At 66.5% G+C, this 13277-nt stretch carries 17 protein-coding genes; 8 read left to right on the top strand and 9 right to left on the bottom strand.

The features are described 5' to 3' along the window. Window positions 1-300, bottom strand: coding sequence for a helix-turn-helix transcriptional regulator (locus EGH21_RS01035; protein ID WP_220617280.1), 300 nt, complete (start codon window positions 298-300; stop codon window positions 1-3). 58 nt (window positions 301-358) lie between these two features. After that, entirely contained in the window at window positions 359-1783 is a 1425-nt protein-coding gene (locus EGH21_RS01030; RefSeq protein ID WP_328764986.1) for an HTTM domain-containing protein, read from the bottom strand. A gap of 88 nt (window positions 1784-1871) precedes the next feature. On the opposite strand from EGH21_RS01030, the gene EGH21_RS01025 reads away from it, so the two are divergent. The 6 genes from EGH21_RS01025 (at window position 1872) to EGH21_RS01005 (ending at window position 5200) form a co-directional block, all read left to right on the top strand. Then, on the top strand, window positions 1872-2159 hold the full coding sequence (locus tag EGH21_RS01025; RefSeq protein WP_220616617.1) for a DUF7111 family protein: 288 nt from the start codon (window positions 1872-1874) through the stop codon (window positions 2157-2159). A 42-nt stretch (window positions 2160-2201) separates the two neighbouring features. Further along, entirely contained in the window at window positions 2202-2387 is a 186-nt protein-coding gene (locus EGH21_RS01020; RefSeq protein ID WP_220617320.1) for a hypothetical protein, read from the top strand. Between the two features lie 48 nt (window positions 2388-2435). After that, window positions 2436-2567: a hypothetical protein gene (locus EGH21_RS24345; RefSeq protein ID WP_268899033.1), complete on the top strand. Its 132-nt coding sequence runs from the start codon at window positions 2436-2438 to the stop codon at window positions 2565-2567. A 69-nt stretch (window positions 2568-2636) separates the two neighbouring features. After that, complete coding sequence (locus EGH21_RS01015; protein WP_220616616.1) at window positions 2637-3059, top strand: cobalamin B12-binding domain-containing protein; 423 nt, start codon at window positions 2637-2639, stop codon at window positions 3057-3059. Then, window positions 3056-4099, top strand: coding sequence for a methylmalonyl Co-A mutase-associated GTPase MeaB (gene meaB / locus EGH21_RS01010; RefSeq protein WP_220616615.1), 1044 nt, complete (start codon window positions 3056-3058; stop codon window positions 4097-4099). The genes EGH21_RS01015 and meaB overlap by 4 nt, the downstream gene beginning before the upstream one ends. A 153-nt stretch (window positions 4100-4252) precedes the next feature. Continuing rightward, on the top strand, window positions 4253-5200 hold the full coding sequence (locus EGH21_RS01005; RefSeq protein WP_220616614.1) for an alpha/beta fold hydrolase: 948 nt from the start codon (window positions 4253-4255) through the stop codon (window positions 5198-5200). Here EGH21_RS01005 and EGH21_RS01000 read toward each other — a convergent pair. The 3 genes from EGH21_RS01000 to EGH21_RS00990 form a co-directional block, all read right to left on the bottom strand. Then, a complete protein-coding gene (locus tag EGH21_RS01000; protein WP_220616613.1) occupies window positions 5197-5583 on the bottom strand; it encodes a Zn-ribbon domain-containing OB-fold protein in 387 nt (128 codons plus the stop codon). The two genes, EGH21_RS01005 and EGH21_RS01000, sit on opposite strands and share 4 nt — an antisense overlap. After that, window positions 5580-6746 (bottom strand): thiolase C-terminal domain-containing protein, encoded by a 1167-nt coding sequence (locus tag EGH21_RS00995; protein ID WP_220616612.1) that lies wholly within the window; start codon window positions 6744-6746, stop codon window positions 5580-5582. The genes EGH21_RS01000 and EGH21_RS00995 overlap by 4 nt, the downstream gene beginning before the upstream one ends. A 165-nt stretch (window positions 6747-6911) precedes the next feature. Continuing rightward, on the bottom strand, window positions 6912-7109 hold the full coding sequence (locus EGH21_RS00990; RefSeq protein ID WP_220616611.1) for a DUF5800 family protein: 198 nt from the start codon (window positions 7107-7109) through the stop codon (window positions 6912-6914). Between the two features lie 144 nt (window positions 7110-7253). Between EGH21_RS00990 and EGH21_RS00985 the strand changes: the two genes are divergently transcribed. Then, entirely contained in the window at window positions 7254-8294 is a 1041-nt protein-coding gene (locus tag EGH21_RS00985) for a polymer-forming cytoskeletal protein (protein WP_220616610.1), read from the top strand. Window positions 8295-8384: 90 nt separating this feature from the next. Further along, window positions 8385-9563: a redox-regulated ATPase YchF gene (locus tag EGH21_RS00980; protein ID WP_220616609.1), complete on the top strand. Its 1179-nt coding sequence runs from the start codon at window positions 8385-8387 to the stop codon at window positions 9561-9563. A gap of 15 nt (window positions 9564-9578) precedes the next feature. Here the strand turns inward: EGH21_RS00980 and EGH21_RS00975 are convergent, their stop codons facing one another. From EGH21_RS00975 to EGH21_RS00960, 4 genes are all read right to left on the bottom strand, one after another. Beyond that, window positions 9579-10751 (bottom strand): DUF5305 domain-containing protein, encoded by a 1173-nt coding sequence (locus EGH21_RS00975; protein ID WP_220616608.1) that lies wholly within the window; start codon window positions 10749-10751, stop codon window positions 9579-9581. Window positions 10752-10947: 196 nt separating this feature from the next. Further along, window positions 10948-11265, bottom strand: coding sequence for a DUF7964 domain-containing protein (locus EGH21_RS00970; RefSeq protein WP_220616607.1), 318 nt, complete (start codon window positions 11263-11265; stop codon window positions 10948-10950). 112 nt (window positions 11266-11377) lie between these two features. After that, window positions 11378-12535, bottom strand: a complete 1158-nt coding sequence (locus EGH21_RS00965; protein WP_220616606.1) for a signal peptidase I — start codon at window positions 12533-12535, stop codon at window positions 11378-11380. Between the two features lie 134 nt (window positions 12536-12669). Then, the gene (locus EGH21_RS00960) at window positions 12670-13236 is read right to left on the bottom strand and encodes a hypothetical protein (RefSeq protein ID WP_220616605.1); all 567 of its coding nucleotides are present in this window, start codon (window positions 13234-13236) and stop codon (window positions 12670-12672) included. Window positions 13237-13277: the final 41 nt, after the last annotated feature.

Here is a 13277-nt window from a genome sequence, read left to right as displayed (position 1 = left end):
TCACTGTTCGCCGTCCGCCTCGCCGAGGTGCTCGCCCATCCACGCGTAGTGCTCGCGCAGGCGACGCTCGCCGCCCTCGGTCAGCGAGTACTTGTCGGCGATGCCGTCGGTGCGGTGTTGGACGAACCCGGCGTCCGCCATCGCCTCCAGCGCCCCGTAGAAGCTCTTTGGCTCGATGCGCGCGTCGTACCGCCGCTCGAGGCGCGTCTTGAGCCGTTGGCCCGTCAGTTCGCCGTCCTCGGCCCCTGCGAGGATGACGCACATGTCCCGCCGCCGACCGCTCTGGAACCACTTCGCCATGGCCGGACTCAGGTCGGGCGCCCCTTCGGGTGTTTCGACTTCGCGCCGGTCGCCGCGGTCACCGACCGGACCGGACGGCGCCACAGCGATACCGTCCCAACCGCTCCCGCTCGACCGTCTCTGGACCGTCGAGGTCCGTCCGTTCCGTCGCCACCCACAGGCTCACCGCCGTCATCCCGTCGGCGTGGGTCCGGTTCCACCGCTCACAGAGGAACCCCGCCAGCGAACGGCGGAGTCTGGGTTCGCTCCGCGCGTCGTCGAGGAACTTCCGCCAGCGCTCGTTGGGGTACCGTGCCGCGGCCTCCGTGGGACGGGTCCGCTCGTAGGGGTCCCCGGTGAGTGCGTCGATTCGGTCGCCGCTGGTCAGGTTCGCCGGGGCCTCGTACCACCACGTCGCCAGCGGCGGCGACGGTGCGAACATGTCCCACGAGCGGTCCGTCAGTCGGTCCGGCGTGCCCGCCGGCGCGGCGACGACGCCGAGGCCGACGGCGTTGGTCACCAGAATCACGGCCAGACAGCAGACCGCGAGCGCGCGGGCGACGTGCGAGAGCGCCGGAACGCGGTCGGCAATCGGCGTCCGACCCGACCCGGCCGTCGAGAGCGACGCGAGCGGTCGGAGGCGGCCCTCGACGCGGTCCCAGACGACGCTCGGGACCAGCGCGAGCAACCCCGTCACCGAGACCAGCGGGAACACCCCGATGGAGAGCGTCAGCACCATCCCGAGGTGAGCACCGACGAACGCCCCGACCAGCGCCGCCCGACGCCACCCGGTCAGGACGACGAGCAGCGGCGAGGTCAGCAACATGCCGACCCAGAGCCAGTCGACGAGCGTCAGGAGCGGTGTCCACCCGGCGACGACGTCACCGAGCAAGACGGTGAAGTGGTCCAGTTGGAAGACGTAGCGGACCGCGTCGCCCCGAAGCCACACGTCGGCCCGCAGTTTCACGGCGGCGTTGGTCGCGTAGACGACGACCACCTGTGCCAGCAACCCGGCCGTGGCGGGGCCGACGACGCCGTGGTCGTCGGTCGCGCCCTCGGTGGCGTCGACGGCCCAGCGACTGCCCAGCGGGAGGAAGGCCCCCCAGAACAACAGTCGACGCAGGAGCACGTCGCCGCTGTTGAGGACGAGCGGGTTTCGGACCTGTACGGAGACGAGGAGGACGAGCGAGACGACCGTCGCCAGCCGAGTCCGATAGCCGACGAGCAGCGACAGAGCGGCGAGTCCGGCGGCGACGAACAGGAGCACCTGCACCCACGCGGCACCGGAGAGCGCGTGGAGCGAGAGGTCGTTCCAGCCGGGGTACAGCGCCGCCAGCACCGACCGCGGGAGCACACCGGCGTCGGTGTAGAACGCGACGAGGTCCGGCGCGCGGCGGACGAGGTCGACGAGGAGCACGACCGCGAGCGAGACGCGGAAGGCAGCGAGTGCCCGCCGGTCTAGCGCGACCCGACGACCGAGCGCCTCGCGGACTGTCGACGTCACGGTGTCCACTGACAGCGCGGTCGCGGACATAAGTCTTCCACCTCCGTAACCGACAGCTTTCACTGCGTCCGGTCCCAACGCCCGGTCGATGGCAGACACCGAGGACCCGACGGAGGCGACGGCCGACGGCATCACCGCTCGCTATCGAGAGACCGAGGCGGAGCGACTGCTCACCTTCGAGGCGGACGGGCGCACCGCCGCCGTCGCCCAGAACGTCGAGGGGTACGCGATGCTGAAGGTCCGGCCCAGCGCCGACGGCGACGAACTCGAACGCTACTACGGGTTCGACATGGCGCTGGACCACGCCGCGGAGCTGCTCGGCACCTCGCCGAACGCACTCCCCGTCCCCGAAGCGGCCGCCGACATGGGGATGTAGACCGCCGACACGACGCCGAGCTTCTGTCGTCGGGACGCTGATATGAACGCGCCAGTGCCGGACAGCGTCGAGGTCGAGTCGTGGATAGCCCTCTACTTCGACGTCCACTGGGTCGCCTCCTTCTACGGGGAGAAACCCGAGAAGGTCCAGCGCTACGCCAGCCGCGTCCGGAAGCGGGCAGAGACGATACGGGACGGCGTCCGAGAGCGCGGACTGGGCCGGCAGTAGTCCGCGTTCGCCCGAACTTCTTTGTCACCCGCGGTCGACAGAGACGCTATGACGGCGCTCGACCAGTTCGACCACCCGGCGTGGCTGACCGCCGCCGGGACGCTCGCCGGGTACGGTCTCGTCTTGTTGTTCATGTTCCTCCTGCTGTTCGTCGTGCCGTATCTCGTGTTTCCGGCGTAAGTGGCCACTCCTCGTCTGGCGCTCCGGACCGGGGCAAGAGTCAAACCGCACGCCGTGGTAGCTGGTGCCATGAGTGTCGAGCAGGAGCAGGGAGAGCGCACCATCCGGTGTCTGGTCGCGAAAGTCGGCCTCGACGGCCACGACCGGGGCGCACACGTCATCGCCCGCGCACTACGTGACGCCGGGTTCGAAGTCATCTACTCCGGCCTCCACCGGTCCCCGGACGAAGTCGTGCAGGCCGCCGTCCAGGAGGACGTCGACGTCGTCGGCATCTCCATCCTCTCGGGGGCGCACAACACGCTGGTCCCGAAGATTCTCGACGGCCTGCAGGAGTACGACGCGTTCGACGACCGACTGATTCTCGTCGGCGGCATCGTCCCCGACGACGACAAGGCCGAGTTGCGAGACCGGGGGGTCGACGAGATATTCGGCCCCGGCGCGTCGATGGAGGAGATGATTTCCTACATCCGCGAACACGCACCCGAGCGATGACCGACCTCGTCGACGACCTGCTGGCTGGCAAACACAGCGCGCTGGCGCGGGTCATCACGAAGATAGAGAACCGCGCACCGGGCTACCGGGAGATAGTCTCGGAGTTACACCAGCACACCGGCGACGCCGACGTCGTCGGCGTCACCGGCAGTCCCGGCGCGGGGAAGTCCACGCTCGTCGACAAGGTGGCCGCCGAGTACCGCGACCGGGGGCTGACCGTCGGCGTCATCGCCATCGACCCGTCCTCGCCGTACTCCGGCGGGGCAGTACTGGGCGACCGCATCCGCATGGCGTCGAACGCCGGCGACATGGACGTGTTCTTCCGGTCGATGTCGGCCCGTGGGTCGCTGGGCGGCCTGTCGACGGCGACGACGGACGCCGTCACCGCCCTGGACGCCTTCGGGAAAGACGTGATAATCGTCGAGACGGTCGGTGCCGGGCAGAACGAAGTCGACATCGTCCGGACCGCCGACACGGTGGCCGTCCTCGTCCCGCCGGGGAGCGGCGACGACGTCCAGATGCTCAAAGCCGGTATCCTCGAAATCGGGGACGTCTTCGTCGTCAACAAGGCCGACCTGGACGGCGCGGACCGCACGGTCCAGCAGTTACGTGAGATGTTACAGGGACGGAGTGGGGCCGGCAAGGCGGGGCACCACGGGGCGGTGGCCACCGCCGAACAGGGCGAGGCCGCGACGGAGGGAACGGACGACACCGACGAGACGTGGGACCCGCCCATCGTCGAGACGGTGGCCAACCGGAGCGAGGGCGTCGAGGCGTTCATCTCGGTGCTGGAGGACCACAGCGAGTTCCTCGACCGGACGGGCGCGCGAGAGCGACAGGCCCGCGACCGGTTCGCCGCGGAGATACGGACGCTGTTGCGCGAGGACGCCAACGAACTGGTGGCCGGCGAACTGGCCCGCCACGGCGGTATCGAGTCGGCCGTCGACGACGTGATGGCGCGCGAGACGGACCCCTACACCGTCGTCGACGAGGTACTCGCGCCGCTCCGGGAGTGTCTCGACGCCGAGAACGCCCCGTGAGGGGAAAGGGAAACCACGCGGACGACGAGTCCTCGTCGGCGCGCGGCGGGCGGGTGTTCTCCACGGACGTCCTTATACCGTCGCATCTGTCGACCCGTCGGTTTCGGCCCCTCCCCACCACGTATAAACAGGGTCCGGCCCGTAGGCGGGTGTATGAAGTTCCGAAAGGTACTGGGTGCCGCCGTCGGTGCGGTCGGGACGACGGCACTCGTCAACCGCGTCCTCCAGTCGCGCGCCGACGGGTTCGAACCACTGTTGCCGGGCGACCAGCGGACCTACCGCTGGCGTGGCTTCGACGTCGCCTACACGGAGGCCGGCGACCCCGACGACCCCGACCTCGTGCTCCTCCACGGCATCAACGCGGCGGCCTCCAGCCACGAGTTCCACACCGTCTTCGAGCAGTTGGCCGAGGAGTACCACGTCCTCGCGCCGGACCTGCCGGGGTACGGTCACTCCGACCGGCCGCCCCTGCTGTACTCGGCGTCGCTGCTGACGACGTTCGTCAGGGACTTCCTCGAGGACGAGGCCGAGGACGCCACCGTCGTCGCCTCGTCGCTCACGGCCTCCTACGCCGCGCTGGCCGCCCGCGACGTCGACGTGGACGAACTCGTCCTCGTCTGCCCCACGGACTCCTCGATGGGCAATCGGAACGTCTGGGTCCGGTCGCTGCTCCGGTCGCCCGTCGTCGGGCAGGCGCTGTTCAACCTCGTCGTCTCGAAGGCTTCCATCCGCCACTTCCACGACGACCACGGCTACTACGACGTGGCCAACCTCTCCGACGAGATAGTCGACTACGAGTGGCAGAGCGGCCACCAGCAGGGGGCCCGGTTCGCCCCGGCGTCGTTCCTCTCGGGGTTCCTAGACCCAGAGGGGGACCTCGGCGACGTACTGGCGGACCTCGACGTCCCGACAACGCTCGTCTGGGGCGAAGACGCGGACATCACGCCGCTGTCGGACGGCCGTGACCTCGCCAACCGGGCCGACGCGACGCTGGTCGTCTTCGGCGACTCGCTGTTGCTCCCCCACGTCGAACATCCCCACGAGTTCGTCGACGTGGTGCAGGGTCGTACGGCGGAGATTCGCGTCGAGAACGAGGGTTAGCGAGGCCGGAACACGACGGCACGGTCGCCGGTCGTCTCTCGCTCGCCGACTTCGACGCCGACGACCGCACCCATCTCCACCTCTTCCGGGTCGACACCGCGGACGAGCCCCGTCACCGACACCGGGCCGAAGTCTGCGATGGCGGTGACGTAGGGCGCGTCGTCCTCGAACTGCGGCGTCGCGACGGTGATGGTCGAGTGCGTCACGATTTCGCCGCTGTCGGGGAGCGGTTCCGCGGTCAGTTCTCTGGACCCACACTCGGGACAGACCCGACGTGGCGGGAGCCAGCCGTGCCCGTTCGCACACTCGACGTAGTACCCCTCGTCGGCCTCGATGGCGTCCAGCCACTCGTCGTACTCGCCGTCCGGGGCTGGTTCGGTCATTCTCGCACCTCCAGTACGTGGACCGTGGTAGACGCGACGGTGCCACCGGCGTTGTGGGCGACGCCGACGGTGCCGTCCGGGACGGCGTCCGCCCGCGGGTGTGACCCGTCCAGCACCCACGCGACGGTCGCCAACTGGGCGACGCCCGTGGCACCGACCGGGTGGCCCTTCGCCTTCAGGCCGCCGGAGAGGTTCACCGGCAGGTCGCCGTGGCGGTCCGTCTCGCCGTTCGTCGCCGCGTGGATGCCCTCGCCGCGTTCGTAGAGGCCCAGCGACTCGATTGCCAGCACTTCGGCGATGGTGAAACAGTCGTGGACCTCGGCGACGTCGACGTCGTCGGGGCCGACGCCGGCGTCCGCGTAGGCCTCCTCGGCCGCTTTGTCGGCGGCGGGCGTCTGTGCGAGGTGTGGTCGGTCCTGTAACGCGAGGTTGTCGCCGCCCTGACCGGTGCCGGTGACGGCGACGGGGGCGTCGAGGCCGTGGTCGGCGGCGTACTCGGCCGTGGTCAAGACGGCTGCGGCGGCCCCGTCCGTGATGGGGCAGGAGTCGTACAGACCGAGCGGACTGGCGATAGTCGGTGCCTCGATGGCGTCCTCGACGGTAATCTCCTTCTGTATCTGGGCGTGGTCGTTGACCAGCGCGTGTTCGTGGTTCTTCACCGCGATGTGGGCCAAGTCCTCGCGGGAGCCGCCGTACTGGTCGAAGTACGACCGCGCCATCAGCGCGTACGCGCCGGGGAAGGTCATCCCCGCTCGGACCTCGTAGAGGTCGTCGGCGGCGATGGCGAGGGCGTCGGTCGCCGCGGCGGTGCCGATGTTGGTCATCCGCTCGGCGCCGCCGACGACGACCACCTCGGCCTCGCCGTTGCGGAGGTCCCGTACGGCGGACCGGACCGCGGCACCGGCGGACGCACAGGCGGCCTCGAACCGGGTGGCCGGTGCGTCGACGCCGATAGCTTCGGCCATCAGCGGCCCCTGATGGCCCTGGTGCTCTGCGAGCTCGCCCATGAAGTTGCCGTAGTAGAGCGCGTCGACGTCCTCCGGGGCGACGCCAGAGGCGTCGAGTGCCTCCAGGCCCGCCTCCGCGAAGAGGTCGCGACCGGTGCGTTCGGGGTGTTTCCCGAACGCCGTGACGCCGGCCCCTGCGACTCGTGGGTCTGACATTACCACACAGTGGGTCCCGCGCTCTTAAATGCCTGCCGACTATGTGTGATTTTGCCACGATTTCGCACGTCCGAGAACGCAAGACGGCGGTGCTTATGTCGATTAGCCGTTATGTTCCTACGAGGGATTCGATACCTTCGTGAGAATCGCACTATGGCAGGGTGGTCAGTCGACTATCTCCGCGATTCGCTGTGGCTCACCGGAGAGCGACGGGTCGGGTTCGACCAGCTGGAGGACCTCGTGGTCGGTCACGTCGGGGTAGGACTTCTGGGTGGCGTCTTCGATGAGGGCCTTCTCGAGCCGGAACTCCGTGCCGTCGTAGACGACGTCGACGCCGTGTTCGTCGAACGAGAGAACGGTCATACCGCTGGATAGGGCCGTTCCGAATAAAAGTGTAGTCTCTCACCGGGTATCAGACAGTGGTTCACACACGCACGTCAGACGTGTGTCAGACGCCCGTCGTGCACGCCCTCAGGCTTTAAGACCGTCGAAAACGCTTTAGATGGTGTGCCAATCGGCTCTGACCCGCTCTCCGAACTCGCGATTCCCGACGGGACCACCGTCGAGGAACACGACCTCGTCACCGACGGCGACGTCATCATCGGCGGGCAGAGCACGGTCGAGTTCGGCGTCCGCGGCCGGTCCGTCATCGCCGACGAACGGGTCCGCTTCGGCGGCCACATCGAGGCGGAAGGCGACTGCCGCCTCGACATGTGGTGTGACGTCGAGGACAACGTGTTGGTCGGCGAAGACGCCTACATCGGCGAACGGGTCCACATCGGCGGCGAGTTGCGGGTGGCCGGCGACCTGGACATCGGCGACGACGTCGACATCGAGAACGGGTTCGAGGCCAACGGCTGGATAGTCATCCGGAACCCGATGCCGACCATCGTCTTCCTGTTCGTCTACCTCTCGCAACTCCTGCGCATCGGCGAGGACGAGGCCGCTCGGGACCTCGTCGACGAGATGCTCGGCGACGACGCGGACGACCACGACCCGATACTCGTCCCGCGTGGCGCCAGCGTCTCCGACGACGCGTGGCGCGTCTCGACGCCGGCGACCATCGGCGACGACTGCCGTCTCCACGGCAACATCCGCGCCGAGTCGCTCGAAGTGGGCCGCGACAACGTCGTCTTCGGGAGTCTCCGCGCCCGCGAGGACGTGGTGGTCGGGAAGGGAACCGAAATCAAGGGCGACGTGACGACCCGCAACGGCGACGTTCGCGTCGGTCCGGGCGCGAAAGTGTGGGGCGACATCTCCGCGAAGACCGTCGAACTCCACGAGAACGCCACCGTGGACGGGAAGATTCGCGCTCGCGAGGGCATGCGGATGCACACCGAGGAAGTGCTCGACCGGCCCGACGAGTCCGCCGCCGCGATGGCGGAGATGGCCGAGGAACTGGAGAGCGATAGCGACACCGCTGCCGAAACCGACGCGGACGCACCCGAGGACGGCGACGCCGACGACTCCGGCGACGACTCCGCCGACGAGACAGAGGCGGCGGCCGACGCCAGCGACCGAGAAGACACGGCCGAAGCCTCGGACTGAAACCGCGCCGCACGGCCCCACTGTGCGTGCCCCGCCGATTCGACCGCTCGAACCGAAACCCCCTTTCCGCCCTCTCTGGTAGGGGGTAGCATGCTCTCTATCGCACTCGCTGGCAAACCCAACGCCGGGAAGTCTACCTTCTACAAGGCGGCGACGATGGCCGACGTGGACGTGGGGAACTACCCGTTCACGACCATCGACGCCAACCGCGGCGTGAGCCACGTCCGCACCGAGTGTCCCTGTCTCGACCGCGAGGAGCGCTGTGGCGACGACGACTGCCGGGACGGCAAGCGCTACGTCCCCGTCGAACTCATCGACGTTGCCGGCCTCGTCCCCGGCGCCCACGAGGGGCGCGGACTGGGCAACCAGTTCCTCGACGAACTCACGAACGCCGACGTCATCCTCAACGTCGTCGACGCCTCCGGCGGCACGAACGAGGAGGGCGAACCGGTCGAAGTGGGTGAACACGACCCGGTCGAAGACGTCGACTTCGTCGAGACGGAGATGGACCTCTGGCTCGCCAGCATCGTCGACCGCAACTGGGAGTCCGTCGAACGCCAGTCGCGCTCGCCGGACTTCGACTTAGACGAGGCACTGCTCGACTTGCTCGCCGGCGTCGGCGCGAGCGAACTGGACGTGGCTCGAACGCTGCGTGAACTCGACTACCCCGAGGACCCAATCGCGTGGACCGACGACCATCGTGAGGCGCTGGCCAGGCAGATACGCCAGCGGACGAAACCCATCGTGGTCGTCGCCAACAAGGCCGACGTCGCGCCCGAAGACAACGTCGAGCGCCTGCGGGAGGCCGCCGAGTTGGTCGTCCCGGCGACGGCCGACGGCGAACTGGCCCTGCGGAAGGCCGCGGAGGCGGGGGCCGTCGACTACGACCCCGGCGACCCGGACTTCGACATCGTCGCCGACGTGAGCGACCAACAGCGACAGGGCTTAGACCGCATCCGCGACGTGATGGCCGAGTACGGTGGCACCGGGGTCCAGCAGGCGATGGACGCCGCCGTCTACGACCTGCTCGACCACGTCACGGCCTATCCCGTCCAGAACGACACGAAGTGGACCGACGGACAGGGCAACGTCCTACCCGACGCGCACCTCCTGCCCCGCGGGTCGACGCCGAAGGACCTCGCCTACGCCGTCCACTCGGACATCGGCGACGGCTACACCCACGCCGTCGACGCCCGTGAGAACCGCCGCATCAGCGACGAGACGGAACTGGAGGAGGGCGCGGTCGTCAAGATAATCAGCGAGAACTGAGCGACGGGGGTGCCTTCACCTCTCGCCGTCGGTCCCGTCCGTCTCGGTGCTCGACGCCTCGGCTCCGCTCGCCTCCATCGTGGACCCGTCCGTCGGCGTCGTCGGGCGGTCGTCCGGTGACGCTCCGTCTATCTCCGGCGGGGCGTAGCTGTAGGCGTAGCCGTCGTGAATCACGTAGTACGCGCCGTCGTCGGGTCGCTCGACGACGCTGTTGTCCGTGTCGATGGCGAAGTCGACGAGGTCACCGAGCGACGACGCCTCCGCGCGGGGCAGCGACTCGGCGTCGGACGGGAGTTCGATGGCGTTGATCCACTCGTCGAACTCCTCGCGGTCGTCCTCGAACGCGAGGCGTTCGCGTTCGGCGTCGGTGAGTGCGAGGTCGTTCCGCCAGCGGGCGGCCCCGAGTGCGACGAGGCCGAGCAGTCCCAGCGCGAGCGCTGCCGGCCCGCCGAGGGTCTCGGCTTGGCCGGGTTCCCGCGGCACCACGACCGTCTCGGTCGTCTCGAACCGCTGCGTCGCCGCCGTCGCGTTCACCCGATACGCGCCCCGGTCGAAGGCGACCGGGAGGACGTACTCCATCGTGCGGTTGACCTCGCCCCCGTTGACGGTCCCGTTCAGCCGGACGGTCGCGACGACCGCCATCTGCGGAGTCCCGGGCGGGTCGCCGAGTCGTTCCTCGATTCGCTCCGTGCGGTTCATCGTCCGGTTGACGTCGACGGTGAAGGGCACGCGAACAGTCCTGTTCGGTCGCACCGAGTCGACCGACTGCTCGTCGAGCGAGCGGACCTGCCGCCAGACCTCGACGGTCGCGTCGTCCTCTTCGGCCACGGAGTGGACGACGAGATGCTCCGCGACGGTTACGTCGAGGTTACCGCCGTCGGTCGCGTTGTAGCCGAACCTGAAGGTCCCGTCGAGTTCGGGCGCGACGGCGGCCACGTAGAGCGACTGGTTCTCCAGCGTCGTGCCGACGTCGTAGATGGGGTTCGGTTCGACGACCGTCGCGGCGTGGTCGTAGTCGCCGGTCGTCCCCCACGACGAGACGACCCGTTCCTCCGTCGTGGTTCCGGGGTCGACGTACGCGCCGTAGGTCACCCACCCGCCGGCGAGTGCGAGGGCGAGGAGGACCACGACGAGCAGTTCGAACTGCGACTCCAGCAGCGCCCGCACGCGCAACCAACGTCTATTCATAAGTCCTCACGGTTCACCGCACCTGTTTGTTATGCCACTGATATCCTCGTTCAGGCGAACTTTCGGTCGGCGAGTACGAACTGCTTTCGTTGCCAGAGGCGGGGGGAAACGGACGCGAAGACCGCTATCGACTCGAGTCGCTGGACTGCCGACAGTACCTCTCTCTCGGCCTACTGTCTCGCTGTCCCTCGGCCGTCTAACCGATAGGCTTCACCACGTCGAAGCTTCCGCCGTAGGTCTCGACGGCCCACTCGTCGAGCACCGTATCGAGCTGGTCGTCCGCAGCCGACAGGTCCGCCGCGTCCACCGTCAGGAGGTGCTCCCACTGCTCGGTCGCGTCGTCGAACCCGAGGGCGTACGCGGTGTCGTCGACGGCCAACTTGACCGCGTAGATACGGACGCCGTCGTCCCGCACCCCGCCGTACGGTGCGACGTCGATACGGTCGTCGCCGTTGAGTTCGGCGACGTCCGGTGGTGCCAGCGGGCGTCGAGGGAGGTTGGTGACGGTGGTCATGCTACGTCGGGGACTGCACAGCCACGGTGATTGCTATAGTCAGGATACCGTGGCTGCTGTCTCGCTCGCGCTCCGCAAGGTGGCCTTTCGGCAGGGTTCTCGGCGTCGGTACTCAGTACAGACGCCTGACCCATCGGTGCAGACGAGCACTGACCGGCCGTTCCACGTCCCGCGAGCGGTTCCGTATCCGTCCGGTGCCGACCAGTCTGACACCGACGAGGTAGAACGGGACGCCGAGTACCGTGTCGATGACGACGATGGGTGCCCAGGGGTGAATCTCGTAGAGTGTGCGGATGTGCGACTGTGGGAGTAAGGCGAGGTAGCGGTGTTCAATGACGAAATAACGGTAGTACCCTGTCTCTGGTGGTGCGTGCAACGTGACTGTGGCGTTGGCGACCGACCGCCGGGGAACCGCGAGTTCACGCGGTTCGACGTCTATGGCGTCGCTCCCCGGTTCGAGATAGGTGACTACCGGAACCACTCCCCCGTTGCCGACTGGGTACGTCGTTGACTCGGTCGTTCCCTGTTCGATGACGCGGGTCCCTGGCGAGTCGGTTTCCGCGCTGACGACGCCGAATTCTTGCGGTCCTGCTGGTCCGATCATCACTGCTGTGGCTGAGAGAACGATAGCGGCAGCGAAGATACCGACAAGGAGTCGTGTACTCGTGCCCGAGTCGCGGGAGTGAGTTCGCGAATCACGCTTTCGATTATCAGAACGCCAGGTATCGACAAGATAGACGAGTACCGTGAAACCGAAGAACAGGTATGCCAGTCCCTGTACGCCCAACAGCGAGCGGGTACCCAACGCGGCGGCGAGTTTTCGTTGAACTAGTTGGAGCACATCTTGCGTTCCGGTAACAACCGCACCGACACCGGGAATCGCCAGTACCTCGCCGCCTGGTTGCCAGACTACTGCGACGATCTGATCATTCCTGACAGGTGGTTCTTCACCATCCTGATCGGTAAACGGGTTGGCGTCACCTCTCGTGACGTATCCACTATCGGTTGATTCAACAATGCGGTGGGTTGTCAGGCCACCGCCTTGTATCTCTTCGGCGCGGAAGACAACGACATCCCCTTCTTCTACTGGTCCCGCGACGACCGCAGGGATGGCGACAAAGCCGTCGCCGGTTTGCAGGGTTGGTTCCATACTACCTGTCTCTACAAACCCGAGCAGAATTGGTTGCCCCAACATCGCTCCGATCAACAGAGCAACGACAAACAATAACACGCTACCCGTAACGAGACGGTGAACTGATATTTCACCCATGGCCTAATGACTTAGATAGATGTTTAAGTTCCGAACGGCCGTACGTAGATTTGGATAGTATATAAGTGAAGTATATAGTTCAAAAATTTATGAATTAAATACCTATTGGGATGATTATAGTAATCTGGATAATGTTATACTTCTTGCGCTTTGATGACTATGTTACCACCGGAGTTCTCAGGGTTTGCGTTCTTTGTATCGACCGTGAATTGTACCGCATCACTTACTGAGCCACCAGGGCCTAAGGTGGGATCACCGTTGAGCGCCGCTTGGATACCTGAACCAGTGTTGTCAACGAGATCAATATTAACTGTTTTTTGATTCCCGCCCTGGTTTTGGATGTTGATAGTATTCACTACCGTCACGGCGTTGTCGTTGAATCCTTGACCTCCTTCATCGGTCGTCGGCCCACCTAAATCAACTGTCAGGGTTCCAGTCCCACTATCGTTTGTGACGTATTCGTCGTCGGCAGTGAGTTTAAGATAAGCATTGGCGTCTGCAGCCAGACTTACACTCACACCACGTGTTGCGTTGGCACTCTCAAACGCACCAGTACCTATTGCAGCCGCTGAACCAGCGGCGAGCGATCCCATTCCGATGAGGAATTTGCGTCGTTGCATTGTCTTGTGCTCCTTGTGCACACCCGTACGACCAATCACGTCACCAACATTCGCTTCCAGTGTGCTCACTTCCACCATCATCGTATCACACCTTTGGTATATGCGGGCCGCAGCATGCAGAC

The organism is Haloarcula rubra (genome assembly GCF_019599465.1).
GTDB classification, from domain to species: Archaea; Halobacteriota; Halobacteria; order Halobacteriales; family Haloarculaceae; genus Haloarcula; species Haloarcula rubra.
This window is presented reverse-complemented; position numbering and strand designations above follow the sequence as displayed.

Excerpts from the sequence above, each read along its gene's own strand:
- EGH21_RS00990 (WP_220616611.1), bottom strand. The coding sequence starts at position 7,109 with ATGACCGTTCTCTCGTTCGACGAACACGGCGTCGACGTCGTCTACGAC.
- EGH21_RS01015 (WP_220616616.1), top strand. The coding sequence starts at position 2,637 with ATGAGTGTCGAGCAGGAGCAGGGAGAGCGCACCATCCGGTGTCTGGTC.
- EGH21_RS01000 (WP_220616613.1), bottom strand. The coding sequence starts at position 5,583 with ATGACCGAACCAGCCCCGGACGGCGAGTACGACGAGTGGCTGGACGCC.
- EGH21_RS01025 (WP_220616617.1), top strand. The coding sequence starts at position 1,872 with ATGGCAGACACCGAGGACCCGACGGAGGCGACGGCCGACGGCATCACC.
- EGH21_RS00965 (WP_220616606.1), bottom strand. The coding sequence starts at position 12,535 with ATGGGTGAAATATCAGTTCACCGTCTCGTTACGGGTAGCGTGTTATTG.
- EGH21_RS00975 (WP_220616608.1), bottom strand. The coding sequence starts at position 10,751 with ATGAATAGACGTTGGTTGCGCGTGCGGGCGCTGCTGGAGTCGCAGTTC.
- EGH21_RS00980 (WP_220616609.1), top strand. The coding sequence starts at position 8,385 with ATGCTCTCTATCGCACTCGCTGGCAAACCCAACGCCGGGAAGTCTACC.
- EGH21_RS01020 (WP_220617320.1), top strand. The coding sequence starts at position 2,202 with ATGAACGCGCCAGTGCCGGACAGCGTCGAGGTCGAGTCGTGGATAGCC.
- EGH21_RS00970 (WP_220616607.1), bottom strand. The coding sequence starts at position 11,265 with ATGACCACCGTCACCAACCTCCCTCGACGCCCGCTGGCACCACCGGAC.
- EGH21_RS01035 (WP_220617280.1), bottom strand. The coding sequence starts at position 300 with ATGGCGAAGTGGTTCCAGAGCGGTCGGCGGCGGGACATGTGCGTCATC.
- EGH21_RS01005 (WP_220616614.1), top strand. The coding sequence starts at position 4,253 with ATGAAGTTCCGAAAGGTACTGGGTGCCGCCGTCGGTGCGGTCGGGACG.
- EGH21_RS24345 (WP_268899033.1), top strand. The coding sequence starts at position 2,436 with ATGACGGCGCTCGACCAGTTCGACCACCCGGCGTGGCTGACCGCCGCC.
- EGH21_RS00960 (WP_220616605.1), bottom strand. The coding sequence starts at position 13,236 with ATGATGGTGGAAGTGAGCACACTGGAAGCGAATGTTGGTGACGTGATT.
- meaB (WP_220616615.1), top strand. The coding sequence starts at position 3,056 with ATGACCGACCTCGTCGACGACCTGCTGGCTGGCAAACACAGCGCGCTG.
- EGH21_RS00995 (WP_220616612.1), bottom strand. The coding sequence starts at position 6,746 with ATGTCAGACCCACGAGTCGCAGGGGCCGGCGTCACGGCGTTCGGGAAA.